Genomic DNA, 26,329 nt, shown 5'->3' with positions numbered 1-26,329 from the left:
GCAGGGTGCGCTGTTGCGCACCCCGGTTTTCAGCGTTTTGGCAGGGCCAGGCTCAGCAAGAATAGCACTGCCGCGCAGACCACGATGGAAGGGCCGGCCGGTGTGTCCTTGAACCAGGACATGGCCAGGCCGCCACACACCGCCGTCACCCCCAGCAGGCTGGCGCCCAAGGCCATCTGCTCGGGCGAGCGGGCGTGGCGTTGCGCGGCGGCGGCGGGGATGATCAGCAGCGAGGTAATCAACAGCACACCGACGATCTTCATTGCCACGGCGATCACCACGGCAATCAACAGCATCAAGGCCAGGCGCAGGCCCGCCACTGGCAGGCCCTCGACCATGGCTAATTCTTCATGCACGGTCACGGCCAGCAACGGCCGCCACAGCGCGGCGAGCAGCAGCAATACCAGCACGCTGCCGCCGAGGATCCAGGCAAGGTCGGTGGTGCTGATGGCCAGCAGGTCACCGAACAGGTAGGCCATCAGGTCGATGCGCACATCGTGCATGAAGCTCAGCACCACCAGGCCCAGCGAAAGCGTACTGGGGGCGAGGATGCCAAGCAGGGTGTCGGAGGCCAGCGGTTGGCGTTGCTGCAAGGTCACCAACAGGATTGCCAGCAGCAGGCAGCCCACGGTTACCGCCAGTGCTGGGCTGACGTCCAGGGCAAAACCCAGGGCTACCCCGAGCAGCGCGGCGTGGGACAGGGTATCGCCGAAATAGGCCATGCGCCGCCACACCACGAACGACCCCAGAGGGCCGGCCACCAACGCCAGGGACAGACCGGCAAGCAGGGCATAAAGAAGAAAATCAGCCATGCTTGCAGTGCTCTCCGTGAACATGGGTGCCAGGGGCGACCACCGAGCCGTGCAGGTCGTGGCTGTGGTCGTGATGGTGGTGATAGATCGCCAGGCTTGGCGCGTTCTGGCCGAACAGTTCGACGAAGGCCGGGTCGTTGCTGACCTGCTCGGGGTGGCCAGAGCAGCACACATGCCGGTTGAGGCAGACCACCTGGTCGGTGGCGCTCATCACCAGGTGCAGGTCGTGCGAAACCATAAGCACGCCGCAACCGTGGCGGTCGCGCAGGCGGGTGATGAGGTTGTACAGCTCGGTCTGGCCGACCACGTCGACCCCTTGCACCGGCTCATCGAGCACCAGCAGTTGTGGCTCGCGCAGCAGCGCCCGGGCCAGCAGCACGCGCTGCATCTCGCCGCCGGAAATGGTCTGGATCGGGTTGTCGATGACCTGCTCGGCCCCTACTTCCTGCAGCGCCGACAAGGCAGCTGCGCGGTCTACGCCGGGTACCAGGCGCAAAAAGCGCAGCACCGACAGCGGCAGCGTGGCATCCACCTGGATTTTTTGCGGCATGTAGCCAATGCGCAGCTTCGGCTTGCGCCAGACTTTGCCCCGGTGTGGCTTGAGCAGCCCCAGCACGGCGCGAACCAAGGTGGTCTTGCCTGCCCCGTTGGGGCCGATCAGGGTCACGATCTGGCCCGGTGCCACTGACAGGTCGATGCTGTCGAGCACCGCCTCGCCGGCGAAGGTCACACCGACCTGCTCCAGGCGGATCAGTGCGTCGCTCATGCCGCGCTCCGGCAGTTGCTGCACAGGCCGACCACTTCCACGGTCTGGGTTTCGACGCTGAAGCCGACGCCCTTGGCGCTGCTGATGATGGCGTCGCTGATGCTGTCCTGCTCCAGCTCGATGGCCACATGGCAGGTGCGGCAGATCAGGAACTGGCCCTGGTGCACATGCTCTGGGTGGCTGCAGCCGATGAAGGCGTTGAGCGAGGCGATGCGGTGCACCAGGCCGTTGTCGAGGAGAAAATCCAAGGCGCGGTACACGGTAGGCGGTGCGGCGCGGCGGCCGTCCTGCTCGCTGAGCACGGCGAGAATGTCGTAGGCCCCCAGCGGCTTGTGGCTTTGCCAGACCAGCTCCAGCACACGGCGGCGCAGTGCGGTCAGGCGCAACCCCTGGCGGGTGCACAAGGCATCGGCTTCGGCCAGTGCGCTGTGTACGCAATGGGAGTGATCGTGGGGGCGGTTGGCCAGCGGCGTGATGGACATGGGCAGCGACGGTTCTGGATGGAGACGTTATTATGTTACCTGTTTCTGTCGAGCCGAGTATTCACCGTGTCCCGATTCCTAGCCCTTTTTGTCGCTTTCATCGCATTTTCAGCCCAGGCCGACGTGCGTGTGCTGACCAGTATCAAACCGCTGCAGCAGATTGCCGCCGCCGTTCAGGACGGGGTAGGCAGCCCGGATGTGCTGTTGCCGCCTGGCGCTTCGCCGCACCATTACGCCCTGCGCCCCTCCGACGTACGGCGCGTCGCGGATGCCGACCTGCTGTACTGGATCGGGCCGGACATGGAGAACTTTCTGCAGCGCGTGCTGAAAGGGCGGGACAAGGCCACCGTTGCGGTCCAGTCGCTGACTGGCATGCAGTTGCGCCATTTTGGTGAAGACAGCCACTCGCATGATGAAGACGACCACGACGACCATGACCACGATCACCGCCCAGGCAGCCTTGACGCGCACCTGTGGCTGTCGTCGGTCAATGCCCGGGTGATCGCAGCGAAGATGGCGGCGGACCTGGCTGAGGTCGACCCGGCCAATGCCCCGCGTTACCAGGCCAACCTGAAGGCCTTTGGCGAGCGTCTGGATGCCCTGGATGGGCGTATCAAGGCGCGGGTGGCGGGTATCGCCGACAAGCCGTACTTCGTGTTCCACGAGGCGTTCGATTACTTCGAGGCCAATTATGGTCTGAAGCACACCGGGGTATTCAGTGTGGCTTCCGAGGTGCAGCCGGGCGCGCAGCATGTGGCCGCCATGCGCAAGCGCCTGCAGGAAGTGGGCAAGACCTGCGTGTTCAGCGAGCCGCCGCTGCGGCCGCGCCTGGCGGAGACGCTGACGGCGGGGTTGCCGGTGCGGTTGGCCGAGCTGGATGCCTTGGGTGGCACGGACCCGGTGGATGCCAAGGGCTATGAGCGCCTGCTGGAGAAGCTGGGTAGCGACCTGGCGGGGTGCCTGGAACAGCTCTAAGGCGCGCGGCTTTTTGGTGGGGTTGCGCCCTGCCTGCGGCCATGCGCGATCCTGGTAGGAGCAGCCTTGTGCTGCGAAGAGGCCGGTAAAAACACAGAAAATCTTTGCTGTTATTACCGGCCTCTTCGCAGCGCAAGGCTGCTCCTACAGGTTCATCATCGCCCTTGGTGCGTTCAGAGGGCGAACGGCAGGTGTAATGCCACCTGCTGGCGCTGCGCCAGGCGCACCTCGAACTCGCTCGGGTCATGGATCATCACATCCATCCCGGCAAACGATTCCGCCGCGATCAGGCGCGACAGCCAGAAACGCACACACCCGACCCGCAACATCTCGGGCCACAGCTCGGCCTCGGCGGCGGTGAACGGGCGCAGCGCCGCGTAGGCCGCCAGCAGCGCCTGGGCGCGTGGCACATCGAGGGCCCCGTGCTCATCGATACACCAGTCGTTCACGGTGATGGCGATGTCATATAGCATCGGCCCCGAGCAGGCGTTGTAGAAGTCGATCACACCGGTCAGGTGGGTGCCTTCGAACATCACGTTGTCGCGGAACAGGTCGGCGTGCAGGTTGGCCCGTGGCAAGGCCAGGATCTGCGCCTTGTGTGCATTGATTTCGTCCAGCGCTGGCTGCAACAGCGCAATCTGTTCGGCACTCAGGCGCGGCATCAGCTCGGCGCCAGACGCCAGCATCCAGTCCAGGCCACGGTCGGTCTTGCGCTCGATGACGTGGTTGCGGGTGGCCAGGTGGATGTGCGCGAGCAACTCGCCAACCTGGGCGCAGTGCTGGTTGTTGGGTACCTTGATGTGTTTGCCCGACAGCCGCGGCTGCAGCAACGCAGGCTTGCCACACAGTTCGCGCAGGCCATTGCCATCACGGTCACGCAGGGCGTACGGCACGGGCATGTCGGCGTCATGCAGCACGTCGAGCAGCTCGATGAAGAACGGCATGTCTTCGCTCGGGCCGCGCTCGATCAGCGTCAGGACGAACTCACCCTGTTCCAGGCTGACGAAGAAGTTGCTGTTTTCGGTACCGGCGGCGATGCCCTGGAAGTCGAGCAGACGGCCCAGCTGGTACGGCGCCAGAAAGGTTTCCAGCTCAGGCCGGGTCACGGGGGTGAAAACTGACATGATGAAAAATGCCCATACGGGCACTTCCGCCGGGAAGTGCCAGGTTAATGTGAACGATACGCGTCAGCTTACCACTCGAAGATCTTCCAGGACGGAATCAGCATGTCCGGCTGGTCGGAACGAATGAAATTGGCATCAGTGCCGTCGGCGCGTACCAGGAAATAAGGCTTGCCGTTTTTTGGCGTGATCTTGATCGCATACAGGAAGCCGTTCTGACGGTATTCCTGGATGGTTTTATCGCCTTCCGTGCGAATGGTCACCTCGGGATCGGCCGAGGGGGCGTCGTCCGCCGCCAGGGTGACGACTGGCATGGTTGCCAACAGACCGAGCAGTAACAGGCGATTGAGTGTACGCATGATAACCTTGTCCCTTTGTCGTCATTGATCCGGCTATTCTAGCTCCGGACCCGCCGAAAAGGTTGATTCTGCTCATGAGCCAAGCGCCCCTCGTCCTGGTGGACGGTTCCTCCTACCTCTACCGCGCTTTCCACGCATTGCCGCCGCTGACCACCTCCAAAGGCATGCCTACCGGCGCGGTCAAGGGTGTGCTGAACATGCTCAAGAGCCTGCGCAAGCAATACCCTGACAGCCTGTTTGCAGTGGTGTTCGACGCCAAGGGCGGTACCTTCCGCGATGCCATGTTCGCCGAGTACAAGGCCAACCGCCCGAGCATGCCCGATGACCTGCGGGTGCAGATCGAACCCCTGCATGCCAGCGTCAAGGCCTTGGGCTACCCCTTGTTGTGCGTCGAAGGCGTGGAGGCCGACGATGTGATCGGCACCCTGGCGCGCAGCAGCGCGGCGCAAGGCCGGCCGGTGATCATCTCGACGGGTGACAAGGACATGGCGCAGTTGGTGGACGGTCACGTCACCCTGGTCAACACCATGACCGGCAGCGTGATGGATGTTGCCGGCGTGCACGAAAAATTCGGCGTCGGCCCCGAGCACATCATCGATTTCCTGGCCCTGATGGGCGACAAGGTCGACAACATCCCGGGCGTGCCGGGTGTGGGCGAGAAGACCGCTGCCGGCCTGCTGACCGGTATCGGTGGCGGCCTGCGTGATGTCTACGACAACCTCGACAAGGTCCCGGGCCTGAGCATCCGTGGCGCCAAGACCTTGCCGGCCAAGCTTGAGGAACACCGTGAGGCGGCGTTCCTGTCCTATGAGCTGGCCACCATCAAGATCGATGTGCCGCTGGATATCGAAGTCGAGGCGCTGGTTTGCGGCGAGCCAGACCGCGATGCGCTGCTGGCGTTGTACACCGAGATGGAGTTCAAGAGCTGGGTCGCCGACGTTCAGCGTGAAGCTGCCAGGGCCGGGGCAACCGTGGCCGTGCCTGAAGAAGCGGCGCCGGCGGCCAAGGCCGAACCGAAGTACGAGACGGTCCTCGACCAGGCCCGTTTCGACGCCTGGCTGGACAAACTGCGCCAGGCCCCGCTGTTTGCGTTCGACACCGAAACCACCGGCCTGGACGCGCAGCAGGCGCAACTGGTCGGCCTGTCGTTCGCGGTCGAGCCGTTCGAAGCCGCCTATGTGCCGCTGACCCATGACTACGAAGGCGCGCCGGTTCAGCTGGACCGCGAGGCTGTGCTGCTGGCGCTCAAACCCCTGCTGGAAGACCCGGCCAAAGCCAAGGTCGGGCAAAACGCCAAGTACGATATCAACATCCTGGCCAATGACGCCCCGGCTATCCACATGCGCGGCGTGGCCTACGACACCATGCTCGAGTCCTATGTGCTGGACTCCACGGCCACCCGCCACGACATGGACAGCCTGGCGCAGAAGTACCTCGACCACACCACCATCACCTTCGAGCAGATTGCCGGCAAGGGCGCGAAACAGCTGACCTTCAACCAGATCCCGTTGGACAAGGCCGGCCCGTACGCCGCCGAGGACGCCGACATCACCCTGCGCCTGCACCAGGCGCTGCAGGCGCGCCTGGCCAAAACCCCAAGCGTGCAGCCGGTGTTGATGGACATCGAGATGCCGCTAGTGCCGGTGCTGGCCAAGATCGAGCGCCAGGGTGCGCTGGTGGATGCCGAGCTGCTGCACGTGCAGAGCGGCGAACTGGGCGTGAAGATGGCCGAACTGGAGCGCCGCGCCTACGAACTGGCTGGCGAGACATTCAACCTGGGCTCGCCCAAGCAGTTGGGTGCGATCCTCTACGACAAACTGGGCATGCCGGTGCTGAGCAAGACCGCCAAGGGCCAGCCGTCTACCGCCGAGGCGGTACTCGACGAACTGGCCGAGCAAGGCTACCCGCTGCCTGAGGTACTGATGCAGTACCGCAGCTTGAGCAAGCTCAAGAGCACCTACACCGACAAACTGCCAGGGCAGATCAACCCACGCACCGGGCGCATTCACACCTCTTACCAACAGGCGGTGGCGGCTACCGGGCGCCTGTCGTCGAGCGACCCGAACCTGCAGAACATCCCGATTCGCACCGCCGAAGGGCGGCGTATCCGCCAGGCCTTCGTGGCCAGCCCTGGCTACAAGCTGCTGGCGGCGGACTATTCGCAGATCGAGCTGCGCATCATGGCTCACCTGGCCAAGGACGAAGGTTTGCTGCATGCCTTCCGCAACAACCTCGACGTGCACCGCGCCACTGCAGCTGAAGTGTTCGGCGTGCCGCTTGAGGCGGTAACCACCGACCAGCGCCGCAGCGCCAAGGCCATCAACTTCGGCCTGATCTACGGCATGAGCGCCTTTGGCCTAGCCAAGCAGATTGGCGTCGACCGCAAGCAGTCCCAGGACTACATCGACCGCTACTTCGCCCGCTACCCGGGCGTGCTGGCCTACATGGAGCGCACCCGCGCCCAGGCTGCCGAGCAAGGCTTCGTCGAAACGCTCTTCGGCCGTCGCCTGTACCTGCCAGACATCAACGCCAAGAACCCGGCCCTGCGCAAAGGCGCTGAGCGGACGGCGATCAACGCACCGATGCAGGGTACGGCTGCCGATATCATCAAGCGGGCGATGGTCAATGTGGACAACTGGCTGACCGAGAGCGGCCTGGATGCCCGCGTGATCCTCCAGGTGCACGATGAATTGGTGCTGGAGGTGCGTGAGGAGCTGGTCGAGCAGGTAAAAGATGAAATTCGCCTGCACATGAGCCGTGCCGCGCAACTGGATGTACCGTTGCTGGTGGAGGCAGGCATTGGCGCGAATTGGGACGAAGCTCACTGATTGAGCCGGCAAAGCTGTGTAGGATCTGCGACGTGGTGACGCGGATCCTGGCATGGCTAGATGCCATTAGTGCTGGAGTTTCATGAAACTATCGCAAATAGTTTTCAGGGCTTCGGAACTAAACCGGTGAAGCGGAACTCAGAGTAACTGAATGGCTGGTGAAGCCCTTCGATGCTCCTATGTTGTGTTAAGTGTTGGCAGATATCTGGACCCCGCCCTAGCGGTCCGGACTTGGACCCCGAACTTCCCCCTCCCCATACGAAGTCCGGGGTTTTTTTTGCCTGCGATTTGCCTGACAGGCGCTGCTGCTCCCCACTGTAGGAGCAGCCTTGTGCTGCGAAAGGGCCAATATGGGCAACAGATATCTACAGCCTGACATGGCCTCTTCGCAGCACAAGGCTGCTCCTACTGGAGTCTATCCAGGCTTTCAGGCCACGGGCTTGTCTTCCAGCTCCATCCAGTCCGCCAGCACGCGGTAGGCTTCGTCCAGCCCCAGGCGCTTCGGTGCCGAGAACAGCTGGATGGTGACTGCGTCGCCCCAGCCCTTGCGGATCTCCGACTGCACCTTGAGCAAGGTGTTCTTGCCGGCGCCGTGGGTGAGTTTGTCGGCCTTGGTCAGCAGGATGTGCATCGGCATGCCGCTGGCCTTGGCCCAGTCGAGCATCATCTTGTCGAAGTCGGTCATCGGATGGCGCACGTCCATCATCAAGATCACACCGCGCAGGCACTCACGGCTGCCCAGGTAGGCTTCCAGGTGGCGCTGCCAGTGCTGCTTGAGTGGAATCGGTACTTTTGCATAACCGTAGCCCGGCAGGTCGACCAAACGCCGTTCATCGTCCAGACTGAAGAAATTCAACAGCTGGGTGCGCCCCGGGGTTTTCGAGGTACGCGCCAGGCTGGCATGAGTCAGGGTATTGAGGGCGCTGGATTTGCCGGCGTTGGAACGGCCGGCGAAAGCCACCTCGTAACCCTGGTCGTCCGGGCATTGTTCGACCTTGGCTGCGCTGAGGGCGAATGTGGCTTTCTGGCAGAGGCCGAGGATGGGGTTCTTGACTTGCATGGGATATCCGATGTGGGTGTTGCCTGACTCTGAAGGCTCGAGCCTGGCAAGCGGTGTCGTTTCCGTTTGGATGGCGGAAGTATATAATGCCCCAGTTTTTGTGTGCTCATTCTCCCAGCGAAGGAGAGCGAGCATGGGGTGTCGAACAATAGCTCGCGCATCAGAACGCAGCGCGGCCCCCAACCCTGAAGGTCGTTCCGCATGGCGAAATGGCTGCTTGCTGTCGGTATGTTCCTGCCGTTTTTCAGCGCACAGGCTACACAGGATCCCGAGGTGTTGTACAACCGCACGTGTGCGGCCTGTCACGCCGGTCAGTTGCCACAGGCCCCCCAGCGGGGTGACCGGGCAGCATGGGAGCCAAGGCTGGCGCAAGGTGTGGATGTACTCGTGAGGCATGTGACCCAGGGTTTCAAGGCTATGCCGCCGCGTGGATTGTGCATGGACTGCAGTGCCGAGGACTACCGTTTGGTCATCCTTTGGATGAGCGGCAGTCCCGATACATAACATTTCACCCTTAGCCGTGTTGGATTAGCTGATGAACAAACTAGTCGTGAGTCTGCTGTTGACCATGGGTGTCGCAGGTGCGGCCATTGCTGCGGAACCTATCAAAGGCGATGCCGCCGCCGGCCAGGCCAAGACGGCCGTCTGTGGTGCCTGCCACAACCCCGACGGCAATAGCCTGGCACCGAACTTCCCGAAACTGGCAGGCCAGGGCCAGCGTTACCTCGAAAAACAACTGCACGATATCAAGTCCGGCAAGCGCACCGTGCTGGAGATGACCGGCATGCTGGCTGCCTTCAATGACCAGGACCTGGCCGATATCGCGGCGTACTTCGCTAGCCAAAAAGGTAGCGTCGGGGCGGCCGACCCCAAGCTCGTCGAACGCGGTCGCGCCTTGTTCAATGGCGGCGACCTGGAAAAAGGCATGCCCGCCTGTACCGGCTGCCACTCACCGAACGGCGCAGGCATCGCCCTGGCGGGCTTCCCGCACCTGGGCGGGCAGCACTCGCAATACGTGACCAAGCAACTGACCGAGTTCCGTGAAGGCGTGCGTACCAACGATGGCGATGCCATGACCATGCGTACCATCGCGGGCAAGCTGAGCAACCACGATATCGAAGCGTTGGCCAGCTACATCCAGGGCCTGCACTGAGGTAAATGGCGAGTGCTTCGCGGCCAAACCCGCGAAGAGGATGGCGTATTAACATTCGGTTAATGTTGTAAGCCAAAGATGAAAGGGTGGCCGGACCGCCCTTTTTTACGTCCGCAGCCGTTACACTACAGAACTCGGGCCTGGCCCGGCCTGTCTCAACACAGGTCGCGTCGAGGCGACCCATGAATGCTCAGGAGTAAAGCATGCGTAAACTGATTCTCAGCGCTGCGCTGGTCGCCGCCAGCGTATTCGGTATGACCGCCGTACAGGCCGCCGAGCCTGTTGCCGGCAAGGAATATCTCGAGCTGAGCAACCCTGTTCCAGTTTCCGTGCCTGGCAAGATCGAAGTGGTCGAGCTGTTCTGGTACGGCTGCCCTCACTGCTACCACTTCGAGCCGGTAATCAACCCGTGGGCTGAAAAACTGCCGAAAGACGTCAACTTCAAGCGCGTACCGGCCATGTTCGGTGGCCCGTGGGACGCTCACGGCCAGATGTTCCTGACCCTCGAAGCCATGGGCGTCGAGCACAAGGTGCATGCCGCCGTCTTCGACGCCATCCAGAACCAGAAAAAGCGCCTGACCGACCCTCAGGACATGGCCGACTTCCTCGCCACCCAAGGCGTGGACAAGGACAAATTCCTCGCCACCTTCAACTCCTTCGCCATCAAAGGCCAGGTCAACCAGGCCAAGGAACTGGCGAAGAAGTACGAAATCACCGGCGTACCGAGCATGGTCGTCAACGGCAAGTACCGCTTCGACCTGGGCACCGCAGGCGGGCCAGAGGGCGTGCTGAATGTTGCCGACCAGCTGATCGCCAAGGAGCGCGCCGCTAAGTAAGCGGCGTACCCATGCCCCGCTTCCGAAGCACGCGTGGCATTGGCCTGCACCAGCCGCAGGTCAACGAACATCACCTGCAGGCGCCTGGCCTGCCAGAGGATGGGCGCCTGCGGCTGCTCAGTTTCAATATTCAGGTTGGCATCAGCACTGAGCGCTACCGGCATTACCTGACCCGCAGCTGGCAGCACCTGCTGCCGCACACCGGGCGTGCCAGCAACCTGCAAAAAATCGGCAAGCTGCTCAGTGACTTCGACCTGGTGGCCTTGCAGGAAGCCGATGGCGGCAGCCTGCGTTCAGGCTACATCAACCAGGTCGAACACCTGGCCCAACTGGGCGCCTTCCCTTACTGGTACCAGCAGCTCAACCGTAACCTCGGGCGCTTCGCCCAGCACAGCAACGGCGTGCTCAGCCGCCTCAAGCCGCAACACCTCGAAGACCACCCCCTGCCCGGCCCGGCCGGTCGCGGTGCCATTCTGGTGCGTTTCGGCGAGGGTGAAGATGCGCTGATCGTGGTGATGATGCACCTGGCGCTCGGCGCCAAAACCCGCGCCCTGCAGCTTGGCTACATTCGCGAGCTGATTGGCGGCTACCGCCATCAGGTGTTGATGGGTGACATGAACACCCATGCCACCGACCTGCTGGAGCACTCCCCCCTGCGCGACCTGGGCCTGGTTGCCCCGCAAGTCGAGGCCACCTTCCCCAGTTGGCGACCGCAGCGTTGCCTGGACCATATCCTGCTCAGCCCAAGCCTCACCCTTGAGCGCGTGGAGGTGTTGGCGCAGCCAATTTCCGATCACCTTCCCGTTGCCGTCGAGATTCGATTGCCTGATGCATTGACTGTGGATACGCTGCCGGTTTTGAGCTAATTGCCATCACCGTTTGCGGGCCCGGGCATGACTGACGACGCTGAGCGCTGGAAAGAGAAATACCTTAAGAGCATCGAGCAGCAAGAGAAGCTTGAACGCCGTTGGGACGCACGTCTCGACCTGTTGCGTCGTGGGCTGGTGCGCAGCACCCTGGCTGCCGAAGGCAGTGACAAGGTGGTGGACCAGTGCATGAAGGAAATGCGCGAGGTCATCCGCAGCGACAACATGGACGCTGGCCTTGCCGGGCTGATTCCGCGCCTGGAAAAAGCCGTGCTGGATTCCGAGCAACGCCGGGAAACCCGCATGAACCAGGTCAGCGATGCGCTGACGGCGCTGGTCACTCAGCTGCAAGGCTTGCCGCTGCCAAGCGACATTTCGCGGCCGCTGAAAAAACTGGCGAAAAAACTCGACGGCGGGGTTGCCCAGTCGCGTGAGCTGCCCCCGTTGCTGGGGGAGCTGAGCGGCCTGCAAGGTCGCGCGCTGGATGCGTTGGGCAAGCCTGAAGAAGAGCGGCCAGGCTTTTTGCAGCGCTTGTTTGGTGGTCGTGACAGCGAGCAGCCCGACGAAGCAGAGGTTGCACTGGCGGCGGCGCCTGTTGTGGCAATGGCTGAGGCCGTGGCGCCGCCCGTTGCCGCCCCCGTTCAGCGCGTTGCTGAAGACCCGCAGCCCGAGGATGTAGACGCACTGCTGCCCTTGGCACCCCCAGCACTGGCTGAGCCAGCCTTGGTAGCGGAGCTGGAAGGGCCGGCACTGATCGAAACCGCAGACGTGCCGAGCGCGCCACAACCCGAGCCTGTGCCGGATGAGGCGACAGCGCCAGAGCCAGCCCTCAGCCAACCCACGCCAGAGGCCGCACCGCCGCAAACGTTGGAAGAAACGTTCGGTGAAGATGGCCCCTATGCCCTGCCCTACGCGGTAGAGCCGCCCTACAGCCAAGTGGCCGCCCATATCGAGCAGACGCTGATCGGCTTGCTCGACGACCTCAGCCTGCCCGAGCGGCACAAGGCCCAGGCCCTGGAAATGCGCGAGCGGGTGGCGCGGGGGCTGAACTGGTACGAACTGATCCCGGTGCTCGACGACTTGGCGGTGCTGATGCTGGCGATCACCGACAGCGGCCAGCACGAATTCGAGACCTACCTGCAACAGCTCAACGAGCGCCTGGAAGGTTTCCAGAGCCACCTGCACGAAGCCAGTGCCGGGCATGCCGACAACAGCACCGCCGCCGAGGCGCTGGACACCCAGCTCCGCCAGCAGGTCGATGGGCTGCAGAGCAGTGTGAAGGGCGCCGCCGACGTGGACAGCCTCAAGCACATCCTGGAAAACCGGCTCGAGGGCTTGCTGGTGACCATGGACGAGCACAAGCACGAGCGTGATCGCCGCGAGCAGGAACTTGCCGGTCGCCTGCAGGGCCTGTCCGAGCGTGTGGCGAACATGGAGCACGAGGCGCTTGGCTATCGCGAGCACCTTGAAGAGCAGCGGCAAAAGGCCTTGCTCGACCCGCTGACCGGCCTGCCCAATCGTGCGGCCTGGAGCGAGCACCTGGAACGCGAGATGCTCGACTGGCAGGAAAACGGCGGCCACTTGGCCATGGCGATTCTCGACCTGGACCACTTCAAGCGCATCAACGACAACTACGGGCACCTGGCGGGTGACAAGGTGCTGAAGATCGTCGCTGACCAGCTGCGCAAGCGCCTGCGCGGGCGCGACTTCATCGCCCGCTTTGGCGGTGAGGAGTTCGTCCTGTTGTTCCCGCAGACTTCACCCGCCGCGGCCGCACAGATGGCTGAGCTACTGCGTGCGACCATCGAAGCCTGCCCGTTCCATTTCAAAGGCGAGCGCGTGGTGATCACCGCCTCCATTGGCTTGGGTGCATTCCGTTCCGGCGAGCGCGGTGACCAGGTGCTCAAGCGCGCCGACACCGCGCTGTACCGTGCCAAGGACTTGGGGCGCAACCGAGTCGAGCAGGGGTAAGGGCGGCACTGACTCACGGCGAGCACAGGCCATTCAGAGCACGTTATACTGTAGCGCTTACACGCTGAGGCCGCCGACGTGCTTTCCACCGTTAAAAAAACACTGCTCACCTGCTTGCTGGTTGCTGTTGCAGGTTGCTCGACGGGCCTGCGCATCGACCGCAGCCACCCGTCGGCCAACCAGGACGAGCGTATCCAGTTTGTCGTCCTGCACTACACCAATGCCTCGCTCGAGCGCTCATTGGCGCTACTGACCCATGGCGAGGTCAGCAGCCACTACCTGATCGGCGATGGCCCGGCCACGGTCTATCAGCTGGTGGATGAAAGCCGCCGCGCTTGGCACGCCGGTGACAGCCAATGGCAAGGGCGCACCTGGTTGAATTCGACCTCGATCGGTATCGAAATCGTCAACCCAGGGTTCACCGATACGCCGAATGGCCGAGTCTGGCACCCCTACAGCGAAGCCCAGGTTCAGGCCTTGATCGCGCTGCTCAAAGACATCGTCAAACGCAACAACATCGACCCCCGGCATATCGTTGGCCACAGCGATATCGCGCCGTTGCGCAAGCTCGACCCAGGCCCGTTGTTCCCGTGGAAGCGCCTGGCCGACGCGGGTATCGGTATCTGGCCCGAGCCTAACGCAGTGGCGCGGCAACAAGCCTTCTTCAGCGTCAACCCGCCGAGCGTGAGCTGGTACCAGCAGGAGCTGGCGCGTTTCGGCTATGCGATCGCGCAAACCGGTGAACTCGACGTGGCCACCCGGCATGTGATCGCGGCGTTCCAGATGCGCTTCCGCCCACAACGCTTCGACGGCATGCCCGATGCCCAGACGGCCGCCATGCTGCAAGTGCTCAACCGCATGCGTTGATGCAGGGGGAATGGGCTGCGCAGCAGCCCTTGACCCGTTAATCGCCCAACGGCGAGGATGATTCTCGATTCAGTTGCTATACCTTGGTAATCAACTGGATGCCCTTGATGTCAGCCCTCATCGCCACGCTGCGCCAAATTTTTTACCGTCCCTGGATGCTGGCCTCACTGGCAGCACTGGCCAGCGCCGCACTGTTGCTCAGCGCCAGCATCGGTATTGCCCTGCAGCAGATGAAACAAAGCGAGAGTGAACAGATGAATGCGCAGGGCGAGCGCTTTCTCGATCGCCTTGAGCAGGTATTCGGCCAGCTTCGTGAAGGGGTCGACACCCTGCAGGCGCAGCCCTTGCGCGGCTGCAGCCCAGAGATGCTGGCGGCATTGCAGCAGGTGGGCCTGAGTTCGCGCTTCATTTATGAAGCCGCGTACGTCGATGCCCATGTCGCCTGCTCCAACCGGGGGGATGAACGGGCCTTCGAACCACTGCGCGCGCCCGACATCAAGGGGCCGACCTACAGCTATTGGTTGAACACCACGATCGAACCCGACGAAAATCTGGCAGCCCTGATGCTGGGGCGTGGCAATTTCGTGGTGTCCACGTCGCGCGGGCACCTGACCGATGTTGTCGACCTGCCGCCCGGTGGCAGCCTAGTGGTGGTGCTGGACAACGGTACCCGGGCCATCCCGGTACTAGGCCCGCCGCAGGTGTGGCCACCGCCCTCGGCCTGGTCGGCCAGCCACAAGTCGCTGCTCGAATTGAGCGACCGCCTCATCTACCGCATGCCGACCAAATCGCCGGATTACCAATTGGTGCTGATTGCGCCACGCGCCAGCCTGCCCCTGCGCATGAACGGCATGCTCTGGCTGCTGTTCCCTGGCAGCGTACTGGCCGCCTGCTGCATTGGCTGGCTGGTGTTGCAGCTGATTCTGCAGCGCCGCTCGATGAGCTCGGAGCTGCAGAACGCACTGCGCCGGGGCGAACTGCAGGTGCTTTACCAGCCGATCATCGAGCTCGACACACGGCGTTGTGTCGGTGCCGAGGCCCTGGTGCGCTGGCGCCGCCCGGACGGCACCTTGACCAGCCCGGACCTGTTCATTCCGTTGGCCGAAAATACCGGGCAGATCCGCCAGATCACTGACTTTGTCTTGCAGCGGGTGCTTGAGCAGTTGGGCCAGTTGCTGCGTTCGCACCGCAACCTGTACATCTCGGTAAACCTTGCGGCGTGTGATGTGATGGTCCCGCGCATTGGCCGGGTGGCGGCGCGGCTGCTGGCCTTGCACCGGGTGGCGGCCAGCCAGATCGCCTTCGAGGTGACCGAACGCGGCCTGATCGACGTGGTGGTGGCGCGCGACAACCTGCAGGCTCTGCGTGCGGTGGGCCACCAAGTGTTGATCGACGATTTTGGCACGGGTTACTGCAGCCTCGCCTACCTGCAGACGCTGCCCGTGGACTGCCTGAAGATCGACAAGGCCTTCATTGATGCCTTGGGGCACGATGCCGCCAGCAGTGGTGTGGCCCCGCACATCATCCGCATGGCCCACGACCTGCACCTGCGGGTGATTGCCGAAGGCATCGAATGCGAAGACCAGGCGGTGTTGCTCAACAGTGAAGGGGTCAATTACGGCCAAGGCTGGTTGTTCGCCCGGCCGTTGAACGCCCGTCAATTTGCCGAGCTGGTGACCCGCGGGTGGCGGGCGGTGCCGGCGCGGCGGGGTACCGATGAGTCTTGAGGGCAAACCCTGTCGTCAGACCGGCAATGCCATGTAGAACTGAGTGCCCTGCCCCGGCCGGGAAAATACGCCCATTCTGCCACCGTGCAGTTGCACGATTTCTTTGCACAACGCCAAGCCAAGCCCCGCGCCACCTTTTTTGCGCCCTACCTGCACAAACGGCTCGAAGATGCGCCCTTGCTGCCCATAGGCGATACCCTCGCCGTTGTCTTCGACACTGATGATCACGCGCTCCGCATGCCGCCTGGCGTGAAGCCGTATACGGCCACCGCTGGGGGTATGGCGGACGGCGTTGTGCAGCAGGTTGTCCAACACCCGGTCGAGCTGGGCGATGTCGGCCTGAATACGTGGCAGCGGCAGTTCCAGCTCCTTGATCAATTCGATCTGCTTGTGCGCGGCCTGCTCGGTAAAACGCAGCTGCGCGCGCTCCAGCAGCTCATCGATGGCACAGGGGGCGAGGTCAAGCTTCTGCAGGCCGCTCTGGTAGCGCGAGAAATTGAGCAGGTCGTTGATCAGTTGGGTCAGCCGCTGCATTTCCTCGCCGATGGTCTCGAGCAGGTCGTACTCGCGCGCCTCGGGCGGGAACTTCACCCGCTCACGCAGCAGGCCGAACGCCATGTGCATACCCGTGACCGGGGTGCGCAGTTCGTGCGAGGCACGCAGCACGAACTCGCTGCGTACGCGCTCGAAGGCCCGTTGTTCGGTGACATCGTGCAGCACCATCACCGCACCCAGGATCGGCCCCTGGGGGTGGCTGACCGGTGTCAGGCTGTAGGTCAGCAGGCGGGTTTCTTCATCGACGTCGATGCTCAGGTCGTCGGGTGGGCGATCAAGGTTGCCACCGCGCAGCACTTGGCGTAGCTGTTGCTCCAGCTCCGGGCGTTGCAAGGCTTCGGCCAGGGTGTTGCCTAGGCGGCTGTCGCTCCAGCCCAGCTGGCGCTGCGCCACAGGGTTGAGGTGTTCCAGGCGGCCTTGGCGGTCAATGATCAGCAGGCCATCGTCGATGCTGTCGAGCACGGCCTGCAGGCGTTGCTGGCCGGCCAGCAGTTCATCGACATTGGTTGCCTGGTGCTTGCGCAAGGCGTCGGCCATGAGCCCGAAGCGGCGGGTCAGTTGGTTCAGCTCGATGGCCTGGGTAACTGGCAGTGTTACGTCGAAGTCGCCCTTGCCCAATTGATCGGCCGCCTTGGCCAAGGCTTCGATCGGTTGGCCGAAGCGTCGCGCGATGTTGTGCGCCGTGATGAAACCCAGCACGAGGATCACCAAGCCCATCAGGCCAAGGACGCCGCTGACCATCAAGGCGCGATCGCGGGTATGTTCCTCGCTGCGGGTAATGTGATCCAGCGCTTGCTTGTGGGCGTCGATGAGGTCGGTGCGCACTTGGTTGAAGGCAGCCCCCAGGGGCTGGTCCATACCCATGCTGCGCGCCGGTGCAGGGCTGTCTCGGTAGGCCTCGAGGAAGGTCTGGTAATTGCTGCTGGCCTTGCTGAAGCCGGTGCGTTCGCCGCCTTGTTCAAGCCCTTGGTTGAGCAGGGACTGGAAGTTGTCTTGCAGCACTTGCAGGCTTTGCGGCGCGGTGTCCTCGTCAAGGATCAGGGTCAGCTGTTCGCCGAGGTTCTGCCGCAATTTAAGCCCCACTTCCAAGGCGTGGGTGGTGTCACGCACGAGCTGCTGTTGCACCGAGGCCATCTGCAGCACGCTCACCAGGCCCAGCATCAGGCCGAGCAAGGCCACCGTGACCAGCGCCGAAATGCTGAGGAAAAGCCGCGTGCGCAGCTTCATCTGCCACTTCATAGGTTGTACTGCTTACGTTTGCGATAAAGGGTCGAGGCATCGATGCCCAGGGTTTTGGCGGCCTGGTCAAGGGTATCGCTGGCAGCCAGCACCGCACCGATGTGGGCGCGTTCCAGTTCATCCAGGCTCAAGGCTGCGCCAACCCGAGGTGCGTTGCCGGCGGGTTGTTCGCCCATGCCCAGGTGGCTGATCTCGACGCGCTCCTGCGGGCAGATGATGCTGGCGCGTTCGACCACGTTGCGCAGTTCACGGATGTTGCCAGGCCAGCGGTAGTTGAGCAGGGCTGCACGGGCTTCGTCGCTGAAGCCGCGGGCGGGCCGGGAGTATTCCTTGACGAAGCGGGCCAGAAAACGATCGGCCAGGGTCAGGATGTCTTCGCTGCGCTCGCGCAGGGGCGGCAGGTGCAAGGTGATCACGTTCAGGCGGTACAGCAGGTCTTCGCGGAAGCGGCTTTCGCGCACCATCTCCTCGAGGTTGAGGTTGGTGGCAGCCAGAATGCGAACATCGGCGCGTCGGGTGACCGGGTCACCCACACGCTCGTACTCCTTGTCCTGGATAAAGCGCAGCAGCTTAGGCTGCAAGGTCAGTGGGAAATCACCGATTTCATCCAGGAACAACGTGCCGCCGTCGGCCTGGCTGACCCGGCCAAGGGTGCTCTCGCTGGCACCGGTGAAGGCGCCGCGGGTATGGCCGAACAGCTCGCTTTCCATGAGCTCGGCATTCAGCGAGGGGCAGTTGATGGTGACGCAGGCTTTGCGCGCACGCTTGCTCCAGCCATGAATGGCGCGGGCCAGCTCGCCCTTACCGGTGCCGGACTCGCCCAGGATGAGGATGTTGGCATCGGTGGTTGCAACCTGGCGCGCCGTTTCCAGCACCACCATCATGGCCGGGCTGTGCGAGTCGAGGCCGTCCTTGGGTTTGCGCACCTCGCCTTCAAGGGCTTCGAGGCGTGCCGACAGTTGGCGCACTTCCAGCTGTTTGGCGGTGGCCAGGCGCAGCTGGTCTGGGCTGCAGGGCTTGACCAGGTAATCGGCCGCCCCTGCCTGGATGGCATCCACCGCGGTGTCGATCGCCGAATGCGCGGTCACGATCACCACCCGCATCCAGGGGGCCTGGATGCGCATCTGCGCCAGCACGTCGAGGCCGTTGTCCTCGCCCAGGCGCAGGTCGAGGAAGCACAGGTCGAACACCTGGCGTTGCAACAAGGTTTCGGCTTGGGCGGCACTGTTGGCGGTGGCCACGCTATAGCCTTCGTCTTCGAGGCAGTAGCGGAAGGTGCGCAGGATCGCGGACTCGTCATCCACCAGCAGAATGCGGCCTTGGTTGTCCTGGGCTGATTCCATTTCCTGCGCTCCTTAGGATAGATCTTCAATTAGTGTGGGAAAAATCGGGCAAGTTGCATGGTCAATTCTGAAGGATTCTGTCCTTTGCATGCTAGCCAATGGCCAAAGTAAGCCCGAAAACCGCGATATCTCGATGATTTGCTTAGAGCTACGCGCTGGCACATTGGTTGCGACTATTTTCTGTTTTTGCCAACAAAGGAGCCACAGCCATGCCCTTTTCCCCACGACTGGCCGTGTTGGCGGCCACCTTGCTGCCGGTATTGACCCCGGCATTCGCTGACCCTGTGCAGGACGCCCGCCTGGAGGGCTCGCTGCAAACCGCGTTATCGCTCAACAGGATGCTCAACCCGTTTCGCATCGATGTCGAGGTGGACGGCCAGCAGGCGCGGCTGACCGGTGAGGTCGAGAACGATGTCGAGCGCCAGTTGGCCGAGCATGTCGCCCTGGCTACCCGCGGTATCGAACAGGTCGACAACCAGTTGAAGGTCAATGCCCAGCTGGTGGAGCGCCCGCTGGAACTGCGGGCTTATGCACAGCGGCTGGAAGATGCAACGTTGGCTGCTGTGATCAGGGCACGGCTGCTGTGGAGCCGCACGACCGAGAAAGCGCCTATCGAGGTGCAAAGCAGCGATGGCGTGGTGACGCTTCGCGGCAGGGTCGACAGCGCGGAGGCCAAGGAGCTGGCCGGGGTGGTGGCGCGAACCACCGACGGCGTGCACCTGGTCAACAACCTGGTCAGCCTGGATACCGCCGCCATGGCCAAGGCTCGCGAGAACCCGGTGGGTGCCCCGACCGGGCCGCAACCCAGCGATAGCTGGATCGTCGACAAGATCCAGAACAGCTTCCGTTTCAGCCGCAACCTCGATGGCCTGAACCTCAAGGTGGCCAGCCAAGAGGGCCTGGTACGGCTGTCGGGAGAGGTGGTCAGCAGCGAGCAGAAAACCATCGCCGTGGAGATCGCCCGGCAGATCATCGGCGTGCGCGGTGTGGACGCCGACCTGCTCAAGGTCGCGACCAAGGTCGAGGGCTGATCGTGCAATTCGCACGACGTCAGGGACGGCATCGTGCAGGATACGTCCTTCGGTGCCATGCGTGATTATCTTAAGTATATGATTTTAAAGGAATTTTATTGAATTCAAAGGCTGGCATGCAGGCTGCAATTACCTGTTCAGGTTTGAACAACAATTACAGCAGGAGGAGCCGGCATGAACCGCCAATCTGTCAACCGCTCGCAGAACGCCGCACTGCCTTTGCGCCAGTTCCTGTTTCTCGGCATGGCGCTGCTGATGACCTTGGCCGCCGGCCTCTTCTACTACAGCTGGCAGACCGCGCGTCTGGCAGATCAAGTGGCGGCGCAGACCGCGCTGTTGACGCAGATTCAGGCAACCCGTGCCAGCACCCTGGTCAGGGCGGCTGACCCGCTGCCTTCGCCTAAGGCCAATGCCTCGCCGGCCACCGTAGAAACTGTCGTACCCCAGGATCGCTGGGTGTTCTGAGCCTGTCCTGGACGCCTAGGGCCGGATTGATTTCAAAAAAGAAAGGAGAACCACCATGCTGAGTTGGGCTATCACTTTCCTCATCATCGCCATTGTCGCCGCCGTACTGGGCTTCGGTGGTATCGCTGGCGCCGCTACGGGTATCGCGAAGATCCTGTTCATCGTCTTCCTGGTCCTGTTCGTAGCCTCCTTCTTCTTTGGACGTGGTCGAGGTTGACGATGAGCAGGAAGCTTTGCACTGCCCTGGCTGCCGCCTTGTTGCTGGGCGGCAGTGCAGGGGCGATGGCGGCCAATGACGGCCAGGTCCGGGTCGACCAATTGCTCGGCTCGGACCCTGAATACCGGGAAGCCTGGGAGGACACGATCAAGGGCGAGGAACGGCTGCCCGATTGGGTAGTCAACCTCACCGGCAGTGCCCAGGAGCAGATGTCGGCAGTTACCGAGGACGGCGACCAGTACCTGGTCGGCCCCCTGTGCGAAACGGCGGACAACTGCACCTACAAACGCCTGATCGTGGCGTTCAGTTGGGACAAGGACGATGCCTACGGGATGCTCGTGGAGGTACCCGAAGGCTTGCCGAGCGATAAGTCGCCTACCCGTCATGCGCAGTACCGCTGGCTTGGCAAGCCGGATGACGGCATGAAGGCGATGTTGCGCGAGCAACTCAAGCGTGACCCGAAATGGTACTGAGCGTTTAGCCAGCGCTGATGAACGGTAACGCACTGTCACGTAATAGAAGCTGAACCTTTTTATAGTTCAGGCTTCTATGATGCGCCGCCCCGAGGAGGGGCAGCACATGACCATGGGGCCGGGCTGTTCTGATTGTTGCAAGATCGGAGTGGCCTAGGGGTACAGGGAGTGCCTCCAGTATTGGGCCGGGTCAGGAAAGGCGGAATCGGAAGCCTCAGGTCGGGGGTGTCATCGGGGACACCGCACCGACCTGACTTCCGAGGAGCCATCAGCCATTTCATCAATGCCATCGTCCAATGGCCCTTCTTGCGTGTTTTTCGCTTCGGGACACATTTTGTCTCGACCGTACATCACATTTTTTTTCCGTTCGATGCCGCTGCCGCAAGTGTCATTTCGGCCATTCGGATTGTCGAACAAGCCATTCATCCCCCTCCCTATGCACTGCCATATCGGCCCAAAAATGGCGCTTTGGTCTTGTTCGGGTTTCCGAACGTTATAAATCAAGCACTTGCGACATGCCATTTTCAGCGCAAACCGTTATGCAGTATCGGCATGGGGTATGCGTTTCCGGCATTAGATTTCCCCCTTCCCCATCGCAATAGTTGCCGCCTTTTCGCTGGCCCGAGCGCCCTGTCGCTCGCTCGCGGTGTCCTTACATGAGGTCGCCGGACGGAAGCTTTTTCGCTCACCGTGACGTTGCCAACGGCTCTGTTACGCGCGTTTTCGTTCGACGCCCATGACCACTAGAACAAAGGGTAAAGACATGAAGAAGGCAAAACTGAGCCTCGCCTGGCAGATCGTTATCGGTCTGGTCCTGGGCGTTGCAATCGGCGCGCTACTGAATCATTTCAGTGCGGAAAAGGCATGGTGGATCAGCAACGTCCTCCAGCCCGCTGGTGACATCTTCATTCGCCTGATCAAGATGATCGTCGTCCCGATCGTGATTTCGTCGCTGATCGTGGGCATCGCCGGAGTTGGCGACGCGAAGAAACTGGGCAGCATCGGCCTCAAGACCATCATCTACTTCGAAGTGGTGACCACCATCGCCATCGTCGTCGGTCTGGTGTTGGCCAACCTGTTCCACCCGGGCGCCGGCATCGACATGAGCACCCTGGGTACCGTGGACATCTCCAAGTACCAGGCCACCGCGGCCGAAGTGCAGCATGAGCACGCGTTCATCGAAACCCTGCTGAACCTGATCCCGTCGAACATCTTCGCAGCGCTGATGCGTGGCGAAATGCTGCCGATCATCTTCTTCTCGGTAATGTTCGGCCTGGGCCTGTCGAGCCTGCAGGCAGAACTGCGCGACCCGCTGGTGCGTACCTTCCAGGCTGTGTCGGAGACCATGTTCAAGGTCACCCACATGATCATGAACTACGCCCCGATTGGCGTATTTGCCCTGATCGCCGTGACCGTCGCCAACTTCGGCTTCAGCTCGCTGCTGCCGCTGGCCAAGCTGGTGTTGCTGGTGTACTTCGCCATCGCCTTCTTCGCCTTCATGGTGCTGGGCCTGGTGGCGCGCGTGTTCGGCTTCTCGGTGATCAAGATCATGCGCATCATGAAAGATGAGCTGATCCTGGCCTACTCCACCTCCAGCTCCGAAACCGTGCTGCCACGGGTGATCGAGAAGATGGAGAAGTACGGTGCGCCGAAGTCGATCTGCTCGTTCGTGGTACCGACTGGCTACTCGTTCAACCTCGATGGTTCGACCCTGTACCAGAGCATCGCGGCAATCTTCATTGCCCAGCTGTATGGCATTGACCTGTCGTGGAGCCAGCAGCTGCTGCTGGTCCTGACCTTGATGGTCACCTCCAAAGGCATTGCCGGTGTGCCGGGCGTATCCTTCGTGGTACTGCTGGCGACCCTGGGCAGCGTAGGCATCCCGCTGGAAGGCCTGGCCTTCATCGCCGGTGTCGACCGCATCATGGACATGGCCCGTACCGCACTGAACGTGGTCGGCAATGCCCTGGCCGCGCTGGTTATCGCACGCTGGGAAGGCATGTACGACGCTGCCAAGGGCGAGCAGTACTACGCCTCGCTGATGGCCGACAAGCAGGAAGCTGCAGTGGTTGGCCAGACCGCCAAACGCTGAAGCTAAAGCGTTGAACAAAAAGCCCCGACTTGTCGGGGCTTTTTATTGCCTGTGGGATTGCCGGGGGCGCTTTGCGCCCCTTTCGCGACGCAAGGCCGCTCCTACACCGACCGCGTCATGCCCCTATTTACAGGGCATGTGCGGACACTGTGGGAGCAGCCTTGTGCTGCGAAGAGGCCGGTGACAACTGTCCTGTTCTCAGCGCCTGCCCCGGCCTCTTCGCAGCACAAGGCTGCTCCTACAGGGGGGTGGGCTACGTTTGGCGCTAATGAACAGCTCGATACGCTATCATTCGGGCATTTTTCAGGGGGAATACACGGATGCTCAACGGCCTTTGGCTCGGCTTTTTCCTGGTGGCGGCCGTGTCCGCCCTGGCCCAATGGCTGATCGGCGGTAACGCCGGCATCTTCGCGGCGATGGTCGAGAGCATCTTTGCCATGGCCAAGCTGTCGGTGGAGGTGATGGTCCTGCTGTTCGGCACCCTGACCCTGTGGCTGGGCTTTCTGAAAATCGCCGAGAAGGCCGGCATCGTCGAATGGCTGGCCAAGGTGCTTGGCCCGCTGTTCGCCAGGCTGATGCCAGAGGTACCCAAGGGCCACCCTGCCCTGGGCCTGATCACCATGAACTTTGCCGCCAATGGCCTGGGCCTGGACAACGCGGCCACGCCGATCGGCCTGAAGGCCATGCGGGCGCTGCAGGAGCTGAACCCCAGCAGCACCACCGCGAGCAACGCGCAGATCCTGTTCCTGGTGCTTAACGCCTCGTCGCTGACCCTGTTGCCGGTGACCATCTTCATGTACCGCGCGCAACAAGGCGCGGCCGACCCGACGATGGTGTTCCTGCCGATCCTGCTGGCCACCAGCGTGTCGACCCTGGTCGGCCTGCTGTCGGTGGCCGTCATGCAGCGCCTGCGTTTGTGGGACCCGGTGGTACTGGCGTATCTGATCCCCGGTGCGCTGCTGTTGGGCTGCTTCATGGCCTTTCTCGGCACGTTGTCGGCGGCCGCGCTGTCGAGCCTGTCGTCGATCCTGGGCAACCTGACGCTGTTTGGCGTGATCATGCTGTTTCTGGTAATCGGCGCGCTGAAGCGGGTCAAGGTGTACGAAGCGTTTGTCGAAGGGGCCAAGGAAGGCTTCGACGTGGCCAAGAACCTGCTGCCCTACCTTGTGGCCATGCTGGTGGCGGTGGGTGTGCTGCGCGCCTCGGGCGCCCTGGAGCTGGCGCTGGATGGCATTCGCCATGCGGTGAACTGGATGGGCCTGGATACACGCTTCGTCGAAGGCCTGCCCACCGCGCTGGTCAAGCCGTTCTCCGGCAGTGCCGCGCGGGCGATGTTGATCGAGACCATGCAGACGCAAGGCGTGGACAGCTTCCCGGCGCTGGTCGCAGCGACCATCCAGGGCAGTACCGAGACCACGTTCTATGTGCTGGCGGTGTACTTCGGTGCGGTGGGCATCCAGCGGGTGCGCCACGCGGTCGGTTGCGCACTGCTGGCGGAGTTCTCCGGGGTGGTCGCGGCGATCTTCGTCTGCTACTGGTTCTTCGGCTGAGCCTGCGCGGCCTGGGCGACTGTCCAGGCCACCACCTGCCCTGCCAGCTGGTCGCTGGCCGCGCCGAAGCCTGCGACGACAGCCGCGACCTGCTTGTCGGCCAACGGCCGGCGGATTTCGAACCGTTTGCTGGCCAGGATGCGCTGGCTACGGCCCTGGACCAGCCGCGCATCGTAACGAATCACCACCTCCACTGCCCCGTCCGGGCGGTACTCGCTTTGAAACGCCTGCAGTTCGCCGGCCAGCTCGTAGTCCGCCTGCAGGTTGCTGTCGTCGGCGCTCAGGCGCTGCACCTGGCCGTCACGCTGGAACCCGTCGAGCAGGCGGTTGCGTAACAGTACCGGCACAGCGTCGCTCCAGCGTGCGCCCTTGTAGCTGCTGACCACGTCCCCTTGTGGAATCACCGTGATCCGTGGGCCGGCCAGCACTTCGCTGGCCAGCGGTTTGTTCAGCCGCAGCGACCAGTCCAGCGGTGTGGCAACGCGGCTTGGCTGGTTCACGGGCAGGCGATAGAGGTCCACAGGTTCGCTTGGCGGCAGGATCGAGCAGGCACTGGCCAGGCTCATCGCGGCCGCCAGGGCCAAAAGGCGCAGCGAAGGTTTCATGGCTGGAACTCCTTGTTGTTGTCGCGGCCGAGCAGGTAGCCGCTTGGGTCGGCCTCCAGTTGCCGGGAAATGCCCTTCAGTGCGTTGAGGGTCTCGCGCAGCTCGCGGATTGCGGGGGTTAGCTGGTTCAGGCCCTGGGCACCGTCGCCAATGGCCTCACTGTTGTTCTTGAGCAACTGGTTGATGGTTGCCGTGCTGTCGGCCAGCGACTGCATGGCCTGCCCGGCATTGCCGATGGCTTGCTTGCCTTCGCTGCCGAGCAGGCCGTTGGCGTTGCGCATCAGTGCCTGGGTTTCGGCCAGGGTGGCGCTTGCCTGTTTGCCAACCTGCACCAGTTGTTCGATGGCCTGGGCAATGCCGCCGTTCTGGCCGGCGAAGGCACTGGTGGTCTTGTCGAGGTTGGCCAGGGTGCTGCTGAGGTGGCCAATGTTGTCGTCAGAGAACATCTGGTTGGCGTTGTGCAGCAGCAGGTTGATGTTGGTCACCAGGTCGCTGCTGTCGTTGAGCAGGCGTGAGATCGGCGAAGGCGACGCGATGATCACGGGCAACTTGCCGTCCTTGCCCTTGAGCTCCGGGCTGTGGGGCGTGCCGCCGCTGAGCTGGATGAACGAGTTGCCGGTGACCCCGGCCAGGGTCAGCTTGGCCTGGGTGTCTTCCTTGACCGGTGTATCGCCGCTCAGCCGTACGCGGGCGAGCACGCGGCGCGGGTCTTTGGGGTCGAGGCGCAGGGTCGACACGTCGCCGACCTTGATGCCGTTGTACTGCACCGGGCTACCCCGGGACAGGCCCGAGACGGCTTCGTTGAACACCACTTCGTAATCCTTGAAGGCATCGTCGACACTGGACTTGGTCAGCCACAGGCCGAACAGCATGGCACCGGCCACCACCAGGACGGTGACCAGGCCAATGAGGACATGATGTGCTCGGGTTTCCATC

25 protein-coding genes are annotated in these 26,329 nt (G+C 62.7%); 15 read left to right on the top strand and 10 right to left on the bottom strand.

All coding sequences use genetic code 11. The annotated features are described in order from the left end of the window. Nucleotides 1-29: 29 nt before the first annotated feature. The 3 genes from znuB to zur are packed head-to-tail and all read right to left on the bottom strand — an operon-like array spanning nucleotide 30 to nucleotide 2,060. Complete coding sequence (znuB, locus tag HU750_RS09940; RefSeq protein ID WP_085272110.1) at nucleotides 30-812, bottom strand: zinc ABC transporter permease subunit ZnuB; 783 nt, start codon at nucleotides 810-812, stop codon at nucleotides 30-32. After that, entirely contained in the window at nucleotides 805-1,578 is a 774-nt protein-coding gene (gene znuC, locus HU750_RS09935; protein ID WP_027591980.1) for a zinc ABC transporter ATP-binding protein ZnuC, read from the bottom strand. The genes znuB and znuC overlap by 8 nt, the downstream gene beginning before the upstream one ends. Then, nucleotides 1,575-2,060, bottom strand: a complete 486-nt coding sequence (zur, locus tag HU750_RS09930; protein WP_186679163.1) for a zinc uptake transcriptional repressor Zur — start codon at nucleotides 2,058-2,060, stop codon at nucleotides 1,575-1,577. Before zur ends, znuC begins: the two co-directional genes overlap by 4 nt. Nucleotides 2,061-2,078: 18 nt before the next feature. Here zur and HU750_RS09925 point away from each other — a divergent pair, with 18 nt between their 5' ends. Further along, a complete protein-coding gene (locus HU750_RS09925; protein WP_186679160.1) occupies nucleotides 2,079-3,035 on the top strand; it encodes a zinc ABC transporter substrate-binding protein in 957 nt (318 codons plus the stop codon). Between the two features lie 173 nt (nucleotides 3,036-3,208). On the opposite strand, the gene HU750_RS09920 is transcribed toward HU750_RS09925, so the two are convergent. Then, entirely contained in the window at nucleotides 3,209-4,159 is a 951-nt protein-coding gene (locus tag HU750_RS09920; RefSeq protein ID WP_027591977.1) for a homoserine kinase, read from the bottom strand. 68 nt (nucleotides 4,160-4,227) lie between these two features. Continuing rightward, on the bottom strand, nucleotides 4,228-4,515 hold the full coding sequence (locus tag HU750_RS09915) for a DUF2782 domain-containing protein (protein ID WP_010951520.1): 288 nt from the start codon (nucleotides 4,513-4,515) through the stop codon (nucleotides 4,228-4,230). Between the two features lie 74 nt (nucleotides 4,516-4,589). Here HU750_RS09915 and polA point away from each other — a divergent pair, with 74 nt between their 5' ends. Further along, nucleotides 4,590-7,343: a DNA polymerase I gene (gene polA, locus HU750_RS09910; RefSeq protein WP_186679140.1), complete on the top strand. Its 2,754-nt coding sequence runs from the start codon at nucleotides 4,590-4,592 to the stop codon at nucleotides 7,341-7,343. A 427-nt stretch (nucleotides 7,344-7,770) separates the two neighbouring features. On the opposite strand, the gene yihA is transcribed toward polA, so the two are convergent. Further along, nucleotides 7,771-8,403 carry a ribosome biogenesis GTP-binding protein YihA/YsxC gene (gene yihA, locus HU750_RS09905; protein WP_099428013.1) on the bottom strand — a complete coding sequence of 211 codons (633 nt, stop codon included), beginning with the start codon at nucleotides 8,401-8,403 and terminating at the stop codon, nucleotides 7,771-7,773. A gap of 201 nt (nucleotides 8,404-8,604) precedes the next feature. Between yihA and HU750_RS09900 the strand changes: the two genes are divergently transcribed. From HU750_RS09900 to HU750_RS09870, 7 genes are all read left to right on the top strand, one after another. Then, nucleotides 8,605-8,907, top strand: coding sequence for a c-type cytochrome (locus HU750_RS09900; RefSeq protein WP_186655332.1), 303 nt, complete (start codon nucleotides 8,605-8,607; stop codon nucleotides 8,905-8,907). Nucleotides 8,908-8,938: 31 nt separating this feature from the next. Next, on the top strand, nucleotides 8,939-9,556 hold the full coding sequence (locus HU750_RS09895; protein ID WP_186679138.1) for a c-type cytochrome: 618 nt from the start codon (nucleotides 8,939-8,941) through the stop codon (nucleotides 9,554-9,556). Nucleotides 9,557-9,759: 203 nt separating this feature from the next. Then, complete coding sequence (gene dsbA, locus HU750_RS09890; protein ID WP_085272105.1) at nucleotides 9,760-10,392, top strand: thiol:disulfide interchange protein DsbA; 633 nt, start codon at nucleotides 9,760-9,762, stop codon at nucleotides 10,390-10,392. Nucleotides 10,393-10,403: 11 nt separating this feature from the next. After that, a complete protein-coding gene (locus tag HU750_RS09885; protein ID WP_027591971.1) occupies nucleotides 10,404-11,258 on the top strand; it encodes an endonuclease/exonuclease/phosphatase family protein in 855 nt (284 codons plus the stop codon). Between the two features lie 27 nt (nucleotides 11,259-11,285). Then, the gene (locus tag HU750_RS09880; RefSeq protein WP_186679126.1) at nucleotides 11,286-13,229 is read left to right on the top strand and encodes a GGDEF domain-containing protein; all 1,944 of its coding nucleotides are present in this window, start codon (nucleotides 11,286-11,288) and stop codon (nucleotides 13,227-13,229) included. A 78-nt stretch (nucleotides 13,230-13,307) separates the two neighbouring features. Then, entirely contained in the window at nucleotides 13,308-14,096 is a 789-nt protein-coding gene (locus HU750_RS09875; RefSeq protein ID WP_027591969.1) for an N-acetylmuramoyl-L-alanine amidase, read from the top strand. A gap of 107 nt (nucleotides 14,097-14,203) precedes the next feature. After that, nucleotides 14,204-15,823: an EAL domain-containing protein gene (locus HU750_RS09870; protein ID WP_027591968.1), complete on the top strand. Its 1,620-nt coding sequence runs from the start codon at nucleotides 14,204-14,206 to the stop codon at nucleotides 15,821-15,823. 15 nt (nucleotides 15,824-15,838) lie between these two features. Here the strand turns inward: HU750_RS09870 and HU750_RS09865 are convergent, their stop codons facing one another. Together HU750_RS09865 and algB are read right to left on the bottom strand one after the other, a co-directional pair. Further along, a complete protein-coding gene (locus HU750_RS09865) occupies nucleotides 15,839-17,617 on the bottom strand; it encodes a KinB sensor domain-containing domain (protein WP_186679110.1) in 1,779 nt (592 codons plus the stop codon). After that, nucleotides 17,614-18,960, bottom strand: a complete 1,347-nt coding sequence (gene algB, locus HU750_RS09860; protein WP_027591966.1) for a sigma-54-dependent response regulator transcription factor AlgB — start codon at nucleotides 18,958-18,960, stop codon at nucleotides 17,614-17,616. Before algB ends, HU750_RS09865 begins: the two co-directional genes overlap by 4 nt. 209 nt (nucleotides 18,961-19,169) lie before the next feature. Here algB and HU750_RS09855 point away from each other — a divergent pair, with 209 nt between their 5' ends. From HU750_RS09855 to HU750_RS09830, 6 genes are all read left to right on the top strand, one after another. Further along, nucleotides 19,170-19,991 (top strand): BON domain-containing protein, encoded by an 822-nt coding sequence (locus tag HU750_RS09855; RefSeq protein WP_186679095.1) that lies wholly within the window; start codon nucleotides 19,170-19,172, stop codon nucleotides 19,989-19,991. A 174-nt stretch (nucleotides 19,992-20,165) separates the two neighbouring features. Beyond that, nucleotides 20,166-20,456 carry a hypothetical protein gene (locus HU750_RS09850; protein WP_085272104.1) on the top strand — a complete coding sequence of 97 codons (291 nt, stop codon included), beginning with the start codon at nucleotides 20,166-20,168 and terminating at the stop codon, nucleotides 20,454-20,456. Nucleotides 20,457-20,511: 55 nt separating this feature from the next. Continuing rightward, the gene (locus HU750_RS09845; protein WP_003252966.1) at nucleotides 20,512-20,673 is read left to right on the top strand and encodes a DUF1328 domain-containing protein; all 162 of its coding nucleotides are present in this window, start codon (nucleotides 20,512-20,514) and stop codon (nucleotides 20,671-20,673) included. A gap of 2 nt (nucleotides 20,674-20,675) precedes the next feature. Then, a complete protein-coding gene (locus tag HU750_RS09840; protein WP_027591963.1) occupies nucleotides 20,676-21,146 on the top strand; it encodes an inhibitor of vertebrate lysozyme family protein in 471 nt (156 codons plus the stop codon). 763 nt (nucleotides 21,147-21,909) lie between these two features. Further along, the gene (gene gltP / locus HU750_RS09835) at nucleotides 21,910-23,238 is read left to right on the top strand and encodes a glutamate/aspartate:proton symporter GltP (protein ID WP_027591962.1); all 1,329 of its coding nucleotides are present in this window, start codon (nucleotides 21,910-21,912) and stop codon (nucleotides 23,236-23,238) included. A gap of 320 nt (nucleotides 23,239-23,558) precedes the next feature. Beyond that, the gene (locus HU750_RS09830; RefSeq protein ID WP_099428017.1) at nucleotides 23,559-24,788 is read left to right on the top strand and encodes a spore maturation protein; all 1,230 of its coding nucleotides are present in this window, start codon (nucleotides 23,559-23,561) and stop codon (nucleotides 24,786-24,788) included. Here HU750_RS09830 and HU750_RS09825 read toward each other — a convergent pair. Further along, nucleotides 24,770-25,393, bottom strand: a complete 624-nt coding sequence (locus tag HU750_RS09825; RefSeq protein WP_027591960.1) for an ABC-type transport auxiliary lipoprotein family protein — start codon at nucleotides 25,391-25,393, stop codon at nucleotides 24,770-24,772. The genes HU750_RS09830 and HU750_RS09825 overlap by 19 nt on opposite strands. After that, entirely contained in the window at nucleotides 25,390-26,328 is a 939-nt protein-coding gene (locus tag HU750_RS09820; protein WP_027591959.1) for an MlaD family protein, read from the bottom strand. Before HU750_RS09820 ends, HU750_RS09825 begins: the two co-directional genes overlap by 4 nt. Between the last annotated feature and the right edge of the window lies 1 nt (nucleotide 26,329).

Origin of the sequence: Pseudomonas sp. SWRI50, from assembly GCF_014269095.1 — a bacterium.
Classification (GTDB): domain Bacteria; phylum Pseudomonadota; class Gammaproteobacteria; order Pseudomonadales; family Pseudomonadaceae; genus Aquipseudomonas; species Aquipseudomonas kermanshahensis.
Note: the sequence above shows the minus strand (reverse complement) of the source record. Positions and strands in the feature narration are given on the sequence as shown.

Coding starts and splice junctions, on each gene's coding strand:
- HU750_RS09840 (WP_027591963.1), top strand. CDS start 20,676: ATGAGCAGGAAGCTTTGCACTGCCCTGGCTGCCGCCTTGTTGCTGGGC.
- polA (WP_186679140.1), top strand. CDS start 4,590: ATGAGCCAAGCGCCCCTCGTCCTGGTGGACGGTTCCTCCTACCTCTAC.
- HU750_RS09865 (WP_186679110.1), bottom strand. CDS start 17,617: ATGAAGTGGCAGATGAAGCTGCGCACGCGGCTTTTCCTCAGCATTTCG.
- HU750_RS09850 (WP_085272104.1), top strand. CDS start 20,166: ATGAACCGCCAATCTGTCAACCGCTCGCAGAACGCCGCACTGCCTTTG.
- HU750_RS09880 (WP_186679126.1), top strand. CDS start 11,286: ATGACTGACGACGCTGAGCGCTGGAAAGAGAAATACCTTAAGAGCATC.
- HU750_RS09915 (WP_010951520.1), bottom strand. CDS start 4,515: ATGCGTACACTCAATCGCCTGTTACTGCTCGGTCTGTTGGCAACCATG.
- HU750_RS09825 (WP_027591960.1), bottom strand. CDS start 25,393: ATGAAACCTTCGCTGCGCCTTTTGGCCCTGGCGGCCGCGATGAGCCTG.
- HU750_RS09870 (WP_027591968.1), top strand. CDS start 14,204: ATGTCAGCCCTCATCGCCACGCTGCGCCAAATTTTTTACCGTCCCTGG.
- znuC (WP_027591980.1), bottom strand. CDS start 1,578: ATGAGCGACGCACTGATCCGCCTGGAGCAGGTCGGTGTGACCTTCGCC.
- HU750_RS09820 (WP_027591959.1), bottom strand. CDS start 26,328: ATGGAAACCCGAGCACATCATGTCCTCATTGGCCTGGTCACCGTCCTG.
- HU750_RS09920 (WP_027591977.1), bottom strand. CDS start 4,159: ATGTCAGTTTTCACCCCCGTGACCCGGCCTGAGCTGGAAACCTTTCTG.
- HU750_RS09885 (WP_027591971.1), top strand. CDS start 10,404: ATGCCCCGCTTCCGAAGCACGCGTGGCATTGGCCTGCACCAGCCGCAG.
- dsbA (WP_085272105.1), top strand. CDS start 9,760: ATGCGTAAACTGATTCTCAGCGCTGCGCTGGTCGCCGCCAGCGTATTC.
- znuB (WP_085272110.1), bottom strand. CDS start 812: ATGGCTGATTTTCTTCTTTATGCCCTGCTTGCCGGTCTGTCCCTGGCG.
- HU750_RS09895 (WP_186679138.1), top strand. CDS start 8,939: ATGAACAAACTAGTCGTGAGTCTGCTGTTGACCATGGGTGTCGCAGGT.
- HU750_RS09855 (WP_186679095.1), top strand. CDS start 19,170: ATGCCCTTTTCCCCACGACTGGCCGTGTTGGCGGCCACCTTGCTGCCG.
- gltP (WP_027591962.1), top strand. CDS start 21,910: ATGAAGAAGGCAAAACTGAGCCTCGCCTGGCAGATCGTTATCGGTCTG.
- zur (WP_186679163.1), bottom strand. CDS start 2,060: ATGTCCATCACGCCGCTGGCCAACCGCCCCCACGATCACTCCCATTGC.
- yihA (WP_099428013.1), bottom strand. CDS start 8,403: ATGCAAGTCAAGAACCCCATCCTCGGCCTCTGCCAGAAAGCCACATTC.
- HU750_RS09845 (WP_003252966.1), top strand. CDS start 20,512: ATGCTGAGTTGGGCTATCACTTTCCTCATCATCGCCATTGTCGCCGCC.
- HU750_RS09900 (WP_186655332.1), top strand. CDS start 8,605: ATGGCGAAATGGCTGCTTGCTGTCGGTATGTTCCTGCCGTTTTTCAGC.
- algB (WP_027591966.1), bottom strand. CDS start 18,960: ATGGAATCAGCCCAGGACAACCAAGGCCGCATTCTGCTGGTGGATGAC.
- HU750_RS09830 (WP_099428017.1), top strand. CDS start 23,559: ATGCTCAACGGCCTTTGGCTCGGCTTTTTCCTGGTGGCGGCCGTGTCC.
- HU750_RS09925 (WP_186679160.1), top strand. CDS start 2,079: ATGGAGACGTTATTATGTTACCTGTTTCTGTCGAGCCGAGTATTCACC.